At 72.1% G+C, this 14,480-nt stretch carries 11 protein-coding genes; 8 read left to right on the top strand and 3 right to left on the bottom strand.

Features of this window, described 5'->3' with window-relative positions; translation table 11 throughout:
* Positions 1–19 precede the first annotated feature (19 nt).
* Both ACH4S9_RS19640 and ACH4S9_RS19635 read left to right on the top strand, forming a co-directional pair.
* Positions 20–493: a hypothetical protein gene (locus ACH4S9_RS19640; RefSeq protein ID WP_361188158.1), complete on the top strand. Its 474-nt coding sequence runs from the start codon at positions 20–22 to the stop codon at positions 491–493.
* 178 nt (positions 494–671) lie between these two features.
* The gene (locus tag ACH4S9_RS19635; RefSeq protein WP_398373269.1) at positions 672–3,584 is read left to right on the top strand and encodes a SpoIIE family protein phosphatase; all 2,913 of its coding nucleotides are present in this window, start codon (positions 672–674) and stop codon (positions 3,582–3,584) included.
* Between the two features lie 26 nt (positions 3,585–3,610).
* Here the strand turns inward: ACH4S9_RS19635 and paaK are convergent, their stop codons facing one another.
* A complete protein-coding gene (paaK, locus tag ACH4S9_RS19630) occupies positions 3,611–4,948 on the bottom strand; it encodes a phenylacetate--CoA ligase PaaK (protein WP_398373267.1) in 1,338 nt (445 codons plus the stop codon).
* Positions 4,949–5,171: 223 nt separating this feature from the next.
* Positions 5,172–5,744, bottom strand: coding sequence for a hypothetical protein (locus ACH4S9_RS19625; RefSeq protein WP_398373265.1), 573 nt, complete (start codon positions 5,742–5,744; stop codon positions 5,172–5,174).
* 225 nt (positions 5,745–5,969) lie between these two features.
* On the opposite strand from ACH4S9_RS19625, the gene ACH4S9_RS19620 reads away from it, so the two are divergent.
* The 3 genes from ACH4S9_RS19620 to ACH4S9_RS19610 are packed head-to-tail and all read left to right on the top strand — an operon-like array spanning position 5,970 to position 9,175.
* Entirely contained in the window at positions 5,970–6,620 is a 651-nt protein-coding gene (locus ACH4S9_RS19620; protein ID WP_311725349.1) for a DUF4142 domain-containing protein, read from the top strand.
* Between the two features lie 9 nt (positions 6,621–6,629).
* Complete coding sequence (locus tag ACH4S9_RS19615) at positions 6,630–8,162, top strand: DUF1996 domain-containing protein (RefSeq protein ID WP_385336669.1); 1,533 nt, start codon at positions 6,630–6,632, stop codon at positions 8,160–8,162.
* The gene (locus ACH4S9_RS19610) at positions 8,162–9,175 is read left to right on the top strand and encodes an RNA polymerase sigma factor (protein WP_398373262.1); all 1,014 of its coding nucleotides are present in this window, start codon (positions 8,162–8,164) and stop codon (positions 9,173–9,175) included. Before ACH4S9_RS19615 ends, ACH4S9_RS19610 begins: the two co-directional genes overlap by 1 nt.
* 104 nt (positions 9,176–9,279) lie before the next feature.
* Here ACH4S9_RS19610 and ACH4S9_RS19605 read toward each other — a convergent pair whose 3' ends face one another.
* A complete protein-coding gene (locus tag ACH4S9_RS19605; protein ID WP_398373260.1) occupies positions 9,280–10,317 on the bottom strand; it encodes a PucR family transcriptional regulator in 1,038 nt (345 codons plus the stop codon).
* A 558-nt stretch (positions 10,318–10,875) separates the two neighbouring features.
* Between ACH4S9_RS19605 and ACH4S9_RS19600 the strand changes: the two genes are divergently transcribed.
* The 3 genes from ACH4S9_RS19600 (at position 10,876) to ACH4S9_RS19590 (ending at position 14,410) form a co-directional block, all read left to right on the top strand.
* Positions 10,876–11,727: a hypothetical protein gene (locus tag ACH4S9_RS19600; RefSeq protein WP_398373258.1), complete on the top strand. Its 852-nt coding sequence runs from the start codon at positions 10,876–10,878 to the stop codon at positions 11,725–11,727.
* Positions 11,715–13,229: an NADH-ubiquinone oxidoreductase-F iron-sulfur binding region domain-containing protein gene (locus tag ACH4S9_RS19595; RefSeq protein WP_311730647.1), complete on the top strand. Its 1,515-nt coding sequence runs from the start codon at positions 11,715–11,717 to the stop codon at positions 13,227–13,229. Before ACH4S9_RS19600 ends, ACH4S9_RS19595 begins: the two co-directional genes overlap by 13 nt.
* 191 nt (positions 13,230–13,420) lie before the next feature.
* Positions 13,421–14,410: an SCO0930 family lipoprotein gene (locus ACH4S9_RS19590; protein ID WP_311730646.1), complete on the top strand. Its 990-nt coding sequence runs from the start codon at positions 13,421–13,423 to the stop codon at positions 14,408–14,410.
* Positions 14,411–14,480: the final 70 nt, after the last annotated feature.

Genomic DNA, 14,480 nt, shown 5'->3' with positions numbered 1-14,480 from the left:
ACGTCAACCATGTGTGGACGTGAGATCTGTGAGTACTCCCACCATTTCCCGCAAGCGCGGGTCCTCGGACAAGACGAAGACAGCGCCCCGGCGGAAGGCGACAACAGAGCGGAAGGCGACGACCCAGCGGAAGACCGCACCGGCCGCGAAGACCACGGCCGCGGCGAAAGGCACCAAGGCCGTGGCGAAGGCCGGGAAGGTCACCAAGGCCGCGGCCGACGGTCAGCGGTCCATCACCATCACCGTCCCCTCGGCGGGGCGCGTGGCGGGCGGCCTGGCCGACGCGGCGCTGCTGCCGGTGGCGGTGGCCCGCCGGTGGCTGCCCGCCAAGGGCGGTCTGCCGCTGTATGTGGGCCTGGGGCTGCTGGGCGCCGCGGACGCGCTCGAATGGCCGGTGGCCGTGGGCATCGGCATCGGCTACGCGGTGCTGCGCCGCGGCGGCGCCATGGCACCCCCCTCCACCGCCCGCCGGACCGCCGCCCGGGCGGCCTGAGCCGCGAACCGGGGCTCCGCCCCAGCCCTCGGGGGCCCAGGGGCGAAGCCCCCGGGGGCGGTCCGTCGCATGGTTTTGCCGGGTCTTTGCCATATCGCCCGTCATGCTGGCATATAGCACGCTTTGGGGCGAAACTTGAACCTCGAAAGAGGGAGTTTTTCCTCGGGGAAGTGATGATGTGCCCGTCAGCTGGGACGACACCGCCGCCCTCACCGATGCCCATGACCGTTTTCTGGCGGGGAGGCTCGTCAGGCGCGCCGTGCGTCCGCCGATCCTCAGCTCCTGGGAGCGCTGCCGGTCGCTGGGCATCGCGGCCGACCACGTCGAGGTGCTGTACCACACGGAGCTGGACCTCGGCGGCAGCCTCGCCGATGCCGCCCGGCCGGTGCTGGACCGGCTCGAGACCCAGGTCTCGGGCATCCGGGTGAGCGCGGTCCTGTGCGACCAGGACGCCCGGGTACTGGAGCGCCGGGTCGGCGAGCACTCGCTCAACCGCTTTCTGGACTCCCTGAACCTCGCCCCCGGCTTCGCCTTCTCCGAGGAGCTCACCGGCACCAACGGCATGGGCACCGCGCTCGCGGCCCGGCAGCCCGCCTTCGTCTGCGGCCGGGAGCACTTCGCCGACATCATGCGGCAGTTCGCCTGCGCCGCCGCCCCCATCCGCGACCCCCTGAGCGGGCGGGTCCTCGGCGCGCTGGACCTGACCTGCAACCACCGCCATGCCGACGCGTCCATGCTGGGCCTGGTCCATCAGGCGGCGGTCGACGTGGAGCAGCGGCTGCTCGACCGGATCACCGCCCGCGAGCGGGCCCTGCTCGCCGCCTTCCCCCGGGGCCGCCCCCGGGAGGCCGCCGACGCCCTCGGCCGACGGGACCGGCTGGTCCTGGAGGAGCTGGCCATGCAGCTGATCGCCGCGGGGCACGCCGGGGTGGCGGAGGCGTGGCTCCCCGGGGGCCGGGGCGTCACGCTGTGGTGCCGCGAGGCGCGGAGCCGGTCGGGGGCGACGGGCTTCCTCGTGGAGGCCGTGCTTGCCGGCGTCGACGGGCTGTACCGATGCGCCCCGCAGGACAGCCTGGGCGCCCCCGACGCCATGGGTCCGCCGGGCGGACCGGGCGCGGTCCCCCTCGCCCACGCACCGCTCGCCCCGGGAACACCCGCCCCCGACACGCCCGGCCCCGACACGCCCGTCCGCGAAATGCCCGGCCCGGAGATTCTGGTCCCGGAGACGCTCGTCCCCACCGCCCGCTCCGCCGACGCCCCCGCGCCGTTCGGCGAGCAGCCCCGGGGCGAGCCGCTGGCCGTCGGGGAGCCAGGCGTCAGCCGGCTGGCGCTGCTGGCCCGGGAGCGGCTGGGGCTGCTGTGCGAGGCGGGGGTCACGGTCGGCACCACCTTGGACGTCACCCGCACCGCCGAGGAGCTGACCGAGGTGGCCGTGCCGCGGTTCGCCGACCACGTCGTCGTGGATCTGCCGGACTGTGTGCTGCGCGGCGAGGAGCCGGTACGGACCGACGGCCCGCTGCGCCGGGTGGCGATGGCGGGGGCGGGCGTGGCGTCCCATCTGTATCCGGTGGGCGAGGCGGTCGGCTACGCCCCGTCGACGCCGCAGGCCCGCGCGCTCGCCACCGGCGACCCCGTGCTCGAGCCCTATCTGCACGAGGCCCACGGCTGGCTGGCCCACGACCCCAACCGCGGCGGGCGGGTGCTGCGGGCCGGGATCCACTCGCTGATCGCGGTGCCGATGCGGGCCCGGGGCGTCGTCCTGGGTGTGGCCGGGTTCTACCGCTCCGCGCTCAAGCAGCCCTTCGAGGAGGACGATCTGTCCTTGGCCGAGGACCTGGTCAGCCGCGCCGCCGTGTGCATCGACAACGCGCGGCGCTTCACCCGCGAGCACGCGACCGCCCTGGCGCTCCAGCGCAGCCTGCTCCCCCGCGGCCTGCCCGCGCAGCACGCGGTGGAGGCCGCCCACCGCTATCGGCCCGCGACGACAGGGGTCGGGGGCGACTGGTTCGATGTGATCCCGCTGTCCGGGGCCCGGGTGGCCCTGGCGGTCGGCGATGTGGTCGGGCACGGTCTGCACGCGACGGCGACCATGGGGCGGCTGCGTACCGCGGTCCACAACTTCTCGGCGCTGGATCTGGCCGTCGACGAGGTCCTCACCCAACTCGACGACCTGGTCTGCCGGTTGGACCCGGAGGCGATGGGCTGGGACGGCATGGGCGCGGAGGGGCCGGCCGCGGACGCACCGTCCACCGGAGAGACCGAGTCCGCAGCAGGGCCGGACGCAGCGGACTCGGGGCATGAGCCGGGCATCGTCGGCTCCGGGTGTCTGTACGCCGTCTACGACCCGGTGACCCGCCGCTGCACCGCCGCCCGGGCCGGACACCCGCCGCCCGCCCTCGTCCTGCCCGACGGTACCGTGGAGTTCCCCGACGTGCCCCCGGGGCCGCCGCTCGGCGTGGGCGGCCTGCCGTTCGAGACCGCCGACTTCGCGGTCCCCGAGGGCAGCCTGCTGGTGCTCTACACCGACGGCCTGCTCACCGGCGCCACCGGCCGTGACGCGGAGGTCGGCTTCGAGCGGCTGCGGACCGTCCTCGCCCGCGCGGGCCGTACGCCGGAACAGGCCTGCGACGCCCTGGAGTCGCTGCTGCCGGACCGTCCCGCGGATGATGTGGTGCTGCTCGTGGCCCGCACCCGGGCCCTGGCCGACGACCAGGTCGCCGTCTGGGACCTGCCCGCGGACCCGGCCGAGGTCTCCCGGGCGCGCCAGGAGGTCCTGGACCGGCTGACCGAGTGGGGACTGGAGGAGCCGGCGTTCACCACCGAGCTGATCGTCAGCGAGCTGGTCACCAACGCCATCCGGTACGGCCGCGAACCGCTACAGCTGCGGCTGCTGCGCGAGCGCGCGCTGATCTGCGAGATGGCCGACGGCAGCAGCACCTCCCCTCGGCTGCGCCGGGCCCGCACCACCGACGAGGGCGGCCGCGGGCTGTTCCTGGTCGCCCAGCTCGCCCAGCGCTGGGGCACCCGCTACACCGAGCACGGCAAGGTGATCTGGACCGAGCAGCCGCTGCCCCGCGGCGGGGCGCGCTGACCTGGGCGCGCCGACCTGGTGGGCCGTCAGCGCAGATCCTTGACCCGGCGGATCTTTCCGACGGAGCGCTCCAGCGACTCCGGCTCCACGACCTCCGCCTCGACGGTCAGCCCCACCCCGTCCTTGACCGCCTGGGCGATGGCCCGCTCGGCCGCCGCGCGCGCCTCGGGCGTGGCGCCGGGGCGCGCCTCGGCCCGCACCGTCAGGTGGTCCATCCGGCCGCGCCGGGTCAGCAGCAGCTGGAAGTGGGGGGCGACGCCGGGGGTGCGCAGCACGATCTCCTCGATCTGGCTGGGGAAGAGGTTCACCCCGCGCAGGATGATCATGTCGTCGCAGCGGCCGGTGATCTTCTGGATGCGGCGGAACGCGGGCCGGGCCGTGCCGGGCAGCAGCCGGGTCAGATCGCCGGTGCGGTAGCGGATGACGGGCAGGGCCTCCTTGGTCAGCGAGGTCAGGACCAGCTCGCCCTCCTCGCCTGCGGCCACCGGCTCGCCGGTGACCGGGTCCACGATCTCGGGGTAGAAGTGGTCCTCCCACACATGCAGCCCGTCCTTGGTCTCCACGCACTCCTGGGCCACCCCCGGGCCGATCACCTCGGACAGCCCGTATATGTCCACCGCGTGGAGGCCGGCGCGCTCCTCGATCTCCCGGCGCATCTCCTCCGTCCACGGCTCGGCGCCGAAGACGCCGACCTTGAGGGAGGTGGTGCGCGGGTCGATGCCCTGGCGCTCGAACTCGTCGAGGAGGGTGAGCATGTAGGAGGGGGTGACCATGATGACCTCGGGCCCGAAGTCCTCGATGATCCGCACCTGGCGGGCGGTCATCCCGCCGGAGGCGGGGACGACGGCGCAGCCGAGGCGCTCGGCGCCGTAGTGGGCACCGAGGCCGCCGGTGAACAGGCCGTAGCCGTAGGAGATGTGCACCATCTGGCCGGGGCGTCCGCCGGCGGCGCGCAGCGAGCGGGCGACCACCTCGGCCCACATGGACAGGTCGTTCTCGGTGTAGCCGACGACGGTGGGGCGGCCGGTGGTGCCGCTGGAGGCATGGACGCGGCGCAGCCGGGAGCGGTCCACGGCGAGCATGCCGAAGGGGTAGGCGTCGCGCAGATCGGCCTTGGTGGTGAGGGGGAAGCGGGCCAGGTCCGCGAGCGTGCGGCAGTCCTCGGGTTCGATGCCGGTCGCGCGGAACTTCCTCCGGTACGGCTCGACATGGTCGTGGACCCGCCTGAGGGTGGCCCGCAGCCGGGCGAGCTGGGTCTCGCGCAGCTCTTCCGGCCCCATCCGTTCGGCGGCGTCGAGGAGCTCGGCCGGCGGCGGGGACCCCAGTCTGCGTCCGCCACCCGCGGCAGTCGTCGAATCCGTCATGCTGGCACCACCCCAAGGAGCCGACCGACCATTCGGTTTAGCGCGCGACGCGATCAAGTAATCCAGCAACCGACCGGGCTGTCAAGGGTCGGCGCGGCCGCCCTCTTGTCCCCTATATATGGGGACGCTGCGGAGGGCCCCACAGAAGGGCCCTATATAGGGGACAGACAGAGGGAACAAACGGGATGGATCGGCGCGAGATCCGGTCGACTTCTCAGCGCGGTCAGGGCGAGGGCGCCCCGGCCGTCGGGGACGCCCCGTACGCGGCGGACTCCTCGATGGTGCCGCCGAGCTTGCCCCGGGCCTCCTTCAGCGTGCGCATGGACTCCGCCGAGACCACCCAGCGGTTGCCGACCAGATACGTCCCGCCGTACATCTGGGCGTAGCCGAGCCAGTCGCGCTGCCCCTTGGTGGTCACAAAGCTGAGGAAGACATAGTTCTTCTTGCCCGCGTGGCAGACGCCCTGACGGTAGTCGTCGACATCCGTGGTGATCTCCGGCTTGCACCCCATGGTCCCGGCCAGCTTCTCCACGCTGGCCGGCCGGGCGGCCGGGGCGCTCGCGCTCGGCTTGGCCTTTCCGCCGCGGTCGATCGCCGCCTTGTCGGAGTCGGCGTCCGACCCGCACCCGGCGGCCAGCAGCGCCACCGCCACCACGGCCGGGGCCACGGCGGCGATCCGGCGGCGCGGCGGGGCCGGCGGCCGGGGGCGCGGGGCCACGGCGGCGGGGCCGAACGCCGAACGGGAGGCGTCTTCCGGGAAGCACCTTCGCGGTGCGTGCTCGGGCTTCACACCCATCCCATACGTAGGCGAGGCGCGGGCCGTTCACCGGTTCCGGGAATTCCTTCGCGCGCCGCCGCGAGGACCGGAGGCAGCGGCCCGGGCGGGCGGAGGGCAAAAGTTTGGGAGGGTACCAGCAAGTAGAGATCGCTGTCAGGCTTTTATTCATTGGTGATGAGCTCTCCACTCCCGGGCCACACCAGGCACTAGCGTCCGGTGTCACTCCGAACCAAGGAGGGCGCTGTGCGATCAGCCATCATCAGCAGATCCATTGCTTCCAGCCGCACGATCGGGACCGGGCTCATCATTGGTGCGCTCGCGATGACGCTCGCGGCACTGCTCATCCCCGTGAGCCTGTTCGGCCAAAGCAGCGCCGCAGCGCTCCCGAGCGGGGTCATCGACGACGGTAAAGGAACCATCAGTACGCAATACGGACCGCTCACCGCGGTCGACAGGGACTTCGTCCGCAAGGTCAAGCTCGCCGGCCTGTGGGAGCTGCCCTCGGGGCGCATGGCGCAGGAGCGCGGTAACACCGACGCCGTGAAGACCGCGGGCGAACACCTCATCGAGGGCCACACCGAGCTGGACCGCCGATCCAACGAGGTGGGCCAGGCTCTCGGAATCCCCCTGCCCACCCAGCCCAATGAGCAGCAGCAGGGCTGGCTCAACCAGATGACCAGCGCCGCGTCACCGGCCGAGTTCCAGCAGCTGTTCGCCAACCTCCTGCGCGCCGCGCACGGAAAGGTCTTCGGCCTGGTCGCTCAGGTACGGGCGCAGAGCGAGAACTCCATGGTCAGGTCCCTCGCGACAAGGGCCAACGCAGTCGTTCTCGACCACATCACGGTCCTTGAGGACACCGGACTTGTCGACTTCGAGGCCCTCAACACAAAGTGAAGTGATCTCATGAGGCAACAGACCCATAAACGCGGGCGTTTCACGAACAAGACCGTGGCCATCGTGGCCGCGCTGGCGCTCGGCGGCGGCGGGGCGGCCATCATCGCGGCGAACGCGTCCGCGAGCGGCGACAAGAGCTCCGGCCAGGACCGGACGCTGTCGGCTACAGCGGGCACGATCAGCTGCCCCGACGTGGGCCAGAAGCTCAACACCGTGCCCCGTCAGGCCCGTGCCGAGGTCGACAGGAACCTGGCCGAGCTGGACACCCAGGTGGCCAACGCCTACCAGCGGATGGCCAAGAAGGAGGCGGGCACGGACTCCGTGCTCACCACGCTCCAGCAGCAGCGCACGGCCACCCTGGACCGCATCGGGACCGCCATCGGCCGCAGCTCCCAACGCCCGGCGGGCCTCGAGCAGATGAGCGCCTGCAAGATGCAGACCAACTTCGCCGGGAAGGGCCGTGGCAACGGCCAGGGCGGCAACCAGCAGGGCGGCGGCCAGCAGGGCAACCAGCAAGGCGGCAACCAGCAGGGCGGAAACAACCAGGGCGGGAACCAGCAGGGCGGCCAGCAGCAGGGCGGCAACCAGCAAGGTGGCGGCCAGCAGCAGGGCGGCCAGCAGGGTGGCAACAACCAGGGTGGCAACGGCGGACAGCAGGGCAACGGCCCCTCGCAGGACGACTTCGTCGACATCACGAAGGTGCAGCCCAACGTCAAGGAGCCGCAGAACCAGGGCGGCGCGTCGACCGGCAGCTTCGAGTCGAAGTGCGGTGTCAACGAGCAGGGCATCCGGAACACCGACAACGTGATCGTCGCGCCCGGCGTGGGCAACGGCGCCCACCACACCCACGACTACGTGGGCAACAAGACCACGAGCGCCAACTCCACCAACGACAGCCTGGCCGCGGGCGACACCACCTGCACCAACGGCGACCAGTCCACGTACTACTGGCCGGTGGTCCGGGTTCAGGACGGCACCCAGGAGAAGGACGCCAACCAGCTCGGCGGCGGCCTGGAGGGCAACGTCGGCCGGATCCTGACCGCCAAGAGCTCCACACTCGAGTTCAAGGGCAACCCGGTCGGCAAGGTCACGGCGATGCCCCGCTTCCTGCGGATCATCACCGGTGACGCCAAGGCGTTCACCAACGGCACGGCCAACGCCAACGCCCACTGGAGCTGCACCGGCTTCGAGGACCGCCAGCTGACCGACAAGTACCCGCTCTGCCCCGCGGGCAGCGATGTGGTGCGCAGCTTCGCCTTCCAGAGCTGCTGGGACGGCAAGAACGCCGACAGCGCGAACCACCGTGACCACGTGGCCTTCGCCCAGCAGGACGGCTCCTGCCCCAATGGCTTCCAGGCGATCCCCCAGCTGGTGAACAAGATCACCTATGAGGTCCCGGCGGGTCAGACCTACGCGGTCGACGGCTTCCCCGAGCAGTTGCACAAGCCGATCACCGACCACGACGACTTCATCAACGTGATGTCGGACAAGCTGATGAGCGAGGCGGTGGACTGCATCAACAGCGGCCGGAAGTGCGGCTGATGCCCCAACGCCAGGCGTGCGCCGACCGTTCCTCGGTCGGCGCACGCCGCGTTTCCGCGCAGCACGAGACCGCGGACGACGCGGCCGGCGGCGATCCGGCCGCCCAGCACCCGGACCACGCGGAGCGTTCGGGCCCCCCGGGCCACCCGGAACGGGCCGACCCCGAGGAGTTACCCCAGGGCACCCCCGGGCGGTTACCCGGGCGGACGGGGCCGGATCCCCGAGGCCGTGAGGCATCGCCCACGGACCAGGAGCTCACCCAGCGGCTCAAGGACGGGTACCGAGGCCGGCTCGGCACCATGGACCCGACGCCCGGTGAGATCCTCTACCGCCGCCACCACGAGGCGGCGCTCGCCTACGCCCGCACCTGCTGCCGCACCCTCCACGACGCCGAGGACCTCGTGTCCGAGGCGTTCATTCGTACGTTGCAGGCCATCCGGTCGGGCGGGGGTCCACGTGGCCCCTGGCGCCCGTATCTGCTGACCGTCATCCGCCACACCGCGATCGAGTGGACCGCCGGCGAGCGCCAGGTGCTGCTCACGGCGGACTTCGAGTCGTGGCGGCAGGAGACCACCGAGACGGATCCCCAGCAGCGCCTGCTGGCCGACGAGGACCGCAGGCTGCTGGTCCGCGGTTTCCGCACGCTGCCCGCGCGGTGGCGGACCGTGCTGTGGCACACGCTGGTGGAGGACGCCTCCCCGCAGCGCGTGGCCGCGCTGATGGGGCTGTCGCCCAGCGGTCTCACGTCCCTGGCGTTCCGGGCCCGTGAGGGGCTGCGCGAGGCGTATCTGCGCGCCCATGTGCAGTCCGAGTCCGCGGACAACGACCGCTGCCGCCACTTCAGCGCCATGATCGGCGCGTCGGTCCGGCGTGGCGCGGTACGCGGCCGTGGCCTCGGGCGCCACCTGGCCGAGTGTTCCTTCTGCGCGCGGGCGTACACCGAGCTGCTCGGCCTCAACTCGGCGTTGCCGGGGGCCACTCGGGCCCCGGAGTCCACCGGCACCCGGCGCTGAACCACTCGCTCCTCCGGGCCGGGCCCGGACATGGCCCCGGACATGGCACTGCCGGCCGCGATTCGCGGCCGGCAGTCGGGTGTGCGGGGCCTACGGGCCCTCGCTCACAGTCCGTTGACGCGCGCCTCCCTCGCCATGCCGCCCACGGGCCGCAGCCCGGTCGGCGCGCCCCGGCCGCGGCGGGTGACCGCCCGGGAGTAGTGGCGCCGGATCCGGTCCATCTGCGCAATCAGCCGGCGGCCGCGCAGCGCCATCTCCAGCTCGAAGCGTATCCGCGGGTCCCGCAGACCGGGCCCGAAGAGCTTCTCGATCTGGCGCAGCCGGTAGCGCACGGTCTGCGGATGCACCTTGAGCGCCTTGGCCGCTTCGGGCGCGCCGCCGCCCTCGAGCCATGCGAGCAGGGTCATCTGTAGCCGCTCGCTCTGCCGGGGGGTCAGTCCGGCCAGCGGCTTGAGCCACCGGGACGCCAACGCCCGTACCAGGGACTCGTCCTGGAGCAGGAGCAGCGTCGAGAGGTGATCGTCCACGAAGAGTATCCGAGCCTCGGGGCCGCTGCGCGCGTGGGTCATGGTGAGCAGCCGTCGGGCCCACCGCACCGAGGAGGCCGTGTCGTTCAGCGGAACGACATGGCCGACGGCGGCGGTGCGGCCCCGCAGCGCGGTCTCCAGGGCGCCGCGCCCGGAGGCCGGCTCGGGGGCGGGCTCCCGGTCGGGGTCCGGCTCGGCGGTCGCCGCCGGCTCGGCCAGGGTGTCCGGGACGGTGTCCGCGACCGGGTCGGGGATCAGCAGGCACAGTTCGTCGCCGACGGCGCCGATGAGGGTGTCGCCGAACACCGCGGCCAGCTGCGGCGCCTCGCCCGGGGTGGGCAGGACGATGGCCTGAACCGTCTCGGGCAGGGGCCAGCGGGCGGCCCGGGACAGCTCGGCCAGGGCCCGCTCGGACACGGGCACTTCGCCCACGAGGGCGTCGAAGAGGTCACGCCTGGCCCGCTCGGGCGGTACCTCGGTCAGGGACTTACGGCCCCGGGCTCCGTCGGCCACCGCTTGCTCGGTGGCCTCGTCGCCAGGGGACCGGTAGCCGAAAGCCGTCAGGAGGGCCTGTTCGACCGTCCATCGGACCTTGTCACGCTCAGTGTCCTCCAAGAGGTTGGCGAATCCCGGAATCCTGCGCCGAAGGGTCTCAACCACTTCTTCGGCCAGGGACGGGAGTTCATTGCGCAGGACGCGGGTCCGCTCGCCACGGGGGGGACGGGGGGACCAGATGCGGTTCGCGAGTTCGCCCATCATTACCTCGTTCTTGCCGGGGGGAGGCCTGCCCGTTGGGGGGTCGGTCAGGCCCGTGGAGGTTGCCTCCGTCGCCGGTCGTCCGCTCCGGAAGAGGGAGTCGAGGGTCCTCCGATGAATCTTGGAGGCACCCCTCCCCTGCCGGTCCCGGCGCTTTGCCGGGTCTTTGCCATCGAAATGACAGTGGAGCAGCCCGAGACGGTGTGGGCAGTGGTCGTCCACAAGAAGTTGTCACATTACGACAAATCTTATGGAGATCACGTGTAGTTCGGAGATGCTGCCGTACCCAACGACGACTTGACGTACTCGTCATTCGCGCGATCAGGCGCGATCGGGAGGCTTCGAATGCCCATGCCCCAGCCGCCGACTCCCCCGATTCCGGGGCCGCGCCGCAGGGCTCGCCGCGGAGGATCAACCATGCCACAAGGACCCGGAGGACCCGGCGGACGACGGGCCGCCCGCCGCGCCCGCCCGGTCCGAGCCGGCATCGGCTGGCCGCGCCACACCGTGCTGTACGCCGCTGTGGCGGCGGTCATACTCTCGCTGATCGTGGCCGGCAACGCCGGTGCGTTCACGAAAACTTGGGCCTTCCTCGACTTCGGGGCCGGTGTCCTCGCACTGGTCTCGCTGAGCAGCGCCGTGCTCTGGGGCCTGGCGGCCACCGACCGGCTGATCCTGCACTCGAACCACCGGCTGCTCGCCCAGGGTGTCCACCGTGGCGCCGCGGTGTCCGGCCTGCTCTTCCTCGTCCTCCATGTGTGGGTGAAGGTGGCGGAGAGCCGGACGCCCGCCGCGGCCATCGTGATACCGTTCGCTGACGCAAATAAACCTGTGCTGATCGGACTTGGCACTTTGGCCGGATACCTGTTCATCACGGCGGCGGTCACCGGAGCGGTACGCAGCTCCTTCGCCTCCGCCGGCAAGTCGCGCTGGCGGTACCGCTGGTGGCGGGCGCTGCATGTGGCCGCGTACCCCGCGTGGTGTGCCGCGCTGATCCACGGTCTGAAGAGCGGCCGCGCCGCGAAGGACTGGGCGACCGCCGGATACATCATGGCGCTGGCCGCGGTGGCCATCACCCTGTGGATCCGGCTCGCCACCCGCCGGGCCGAGCGCAGCGAGCGCGACGCCGTCATCACCGGCCAGATGAACGCGGTCGGCGGCCCCCAGGGCGGCGGGCCGCGCAGGCCCGTGTCCTCCGCGCCCTCGGCCGGCGGGGCCTCCTCGCGTGATGGTGAACGCCTCGGCGCCTCGCGCGGGTGGGGCGCGTGATCTCGACCAAACCCAGACTGGCCTGTATCGATCCGCCCCGGCTGCTGGCCGGGCTGGACGAGACATACCGGCTCGACCGGGTGGGACACCTGACCGTCCACGGCTCGATGCCCGCCCTGCGGGCGGACGAACTGGTGGCCCTCGCGGAGAACATCGACCTGCGCGGCCGAGGCGGCGCGGGTTTTCCGTTCGCCAAGAAGCTGACGGCCGTGATGGAGTCGGCCGGCCGCCGGGACGGCCGCTGCGCGGTGGTGGTCAACGGCAGTGAGGGCGAGCCCAGTTGCCTCAAGGACACCGCGCTGCTGCTGCACACCCCGCATCTGGTCATCGACGGCGCCGTGCTGGCGGCCACCGCGCTGGGCGCCGACGATGTGGCCATCGCCGTCCACCGGCCGGATGTCGAGGAGTCGCTGAACGCCGCCATCGCCGAGCGCGGCCCGAGCGGCCCGCGGGTGCAGGTGAGCGTGACGGACGACCGGTTCGTCGCCGGTGAGGGCGGCGCCGTCATCAACGGCATCAGCGGCGCGCCCGCCATCCCCAACGGCCGCAAGATTCGCACCAGCGACAGCGGCCTGGCCGGGCTGCCGACCCTGCTGTCCAACACCGAGACGTATGCGCAGCTCGCCGTGGCCGCGCGGATGGGCGCCCTGCCGTTCCGCTCGGTGGGGCTGCCCACCGAGCCCGGCACCACCCTGCTGACGGTGGGCGGGAAGTTCGTCATGGAGACCCCGTTCGGGGTGCCGCTCAGCTACGTCCTGGAGCTGTGCGGCCTCACCCCGGGCCAGGGTGTTCTGGTGGGCGGCTACCACGGCAAGTGGCTGCTGCCCGACAGCCTCGCGTCGGTGAACATCTCCCGGGAGTCCATGGAGAAGTACAACGCGCGGCTCGGGGCCGGGGCGGTGCTGCCGATCCCGGAGAACACCTGCCCGGTCGGCGAGACCGCGCGGGTGGCGCGCTGGCTGGCGGGCGAGACCGCCAACCAGTGCGGGCCCTGCTTCATCGGGCTGCCCGCGCTCGCGGACGCGATCGGCCAGGTGGAACGGGGCGGTGGCCAGGCCGCGTTGGACAGCGTGAGCGCGTACATCGAGTCGGTGAAGCGCCGTGGCGCCTGTAGCCACCCGGATGGCACGGCGGGCTTTGTGACCACCGCGCTGGACGCGTTTCCGGACGAGTTCCGGGAACACGCGCTGGGCCCCGGGTGCGGCCGTCCCACGCTCGGGGTGCTGCCGCTGACCGACGGCGCCTCCTCCGGGCCGCTGGCCCTGCCCCCGGGTCCCTCGGCCACCCGGCGGGACGAGCGGGACGCCTCGGAACAGCTCCTCGTGGACTGGACGCTGTGCCAGGGCCATGGGCTGTGCGCGGACATCCTCCCCGAGGTGATCGAGCTCGGCATCGACGGCTATCCGCACCGGGCCAAGTACGGGGTGCCCCGCCAGCTGCGCGGGCAGGCCGTCCGCGCGGTGCGGCGGTGCCCCGCGCTGGCGCTGCGCCTCGAGGAGTAGCCCCCGCTTCGACCTCCCCCCACTCGACGGCCGTCATATAACGGCCGTCGATTCGTCTGTGCTCACGGAAACACGTGTTTTTGCGTCTGATGACAAATTTCGAAGCCCATGAACGCCCGCCGAGACCCGCTCCGTATGCAAGTGACGTCGGCGCAAAACAGCCGCCGGACCGCAAGCTTGAAGGAGTGGGCATGAAGAAGCGGCAGATCGCGTTCGCCGGGGCCTCCGTCGCGATGGTCCTGATGACCGCGGCGTGCGGCAGCACCGAGAACAAGTCCTCGGGCAGCGCCAACGTCCAGCCCATCGGCGGCACCCAGACCGTGGGCGTGGGCGCCACCTCGGGGTCGTCGGGCTACGGCACCAGCGCCGGCTCCGGAAACGAGGCCGGGGGCGACAGCGGCGCCACGGAGTCCGGCAAGGACGCGCTGACCGGCCCGGCCAAGCAGCTGTCCGTGCGCGACGTCCCCAAGCTCGGCTCGGTCGTCACCGACAGCAAGGGCTGGACGCTCTACCGGTTCGACGAGGACACCTCCGGCGCCTCCCCCAAGTCCAACTGCAACGACGCCTGCGCCACCAAGTGGCCGCCGGTGCCCGCCGCCGACGCCACCGTCAGCACCGGGATCGACAAGGGCGAGCTGGGCACGACCACCCGGGCCGACGGCACCAAGCAGCTCACGCTGGGCGGCTGGCCGGTGTACCGCTTCGCCGGGGACACCAAGGCCGGGGACACCAAGGGCCACGGCGTGGGCGGCACCTGGAACGCCCTGGCGCCCGACGGAAAGCCTGCCGGGAAGAAGGCGGCCCAGGACGACAGCCTCCAGCTCTCGGTCAACGACAACGCCAAGCTCGGCAAGATCGTCGTGGACGGCCAGGGCATGACCGTCTACCGGTTCGACAAGGACAGCGCCTGGCCGATGAAGACCGGCTGCCTGGGCGCCTGCCTGGAGACCTGGAAGCCCGTCAAGCCCGTGGACACCTCCAAGGTGGCGGGCGTGGACCCGAAGAAGCTCACCACCTTCACCCGGCCCGACGGGTCCAAGCAGTTGGCCTTCGACTGCTGGCTGCTGTACACCTTCACCGGGGACACCAAGCCCGGCGACACCAACGGACAGGGCAAGCAGGGGCTTTGGTTCGCGGTCACCGACAAGGCCAAGAAGGCCGGCGTGTCCGCCTCGGAGTGAAGTACGAGCAGCGATCCGTATCAATCAGCGGTCCACCGAGCGGGGGGCCCGAGGCCACCGGCGCCCCCGG

Origin of the sequence: Streptomyces sp. NPDC021225 (assembly GCF_044332865.1) — a bacterium.
In the GTDB taxonomy this organism is placed as follows: domain Bacteria; phylum Actinomycetota; class Actinomycetes; order Streptomycetales; family Streptomycetaceae; genus Streptomyces.
This window is presented reverse-complemented; position numbering and strand designations above follow the sequence as displayed.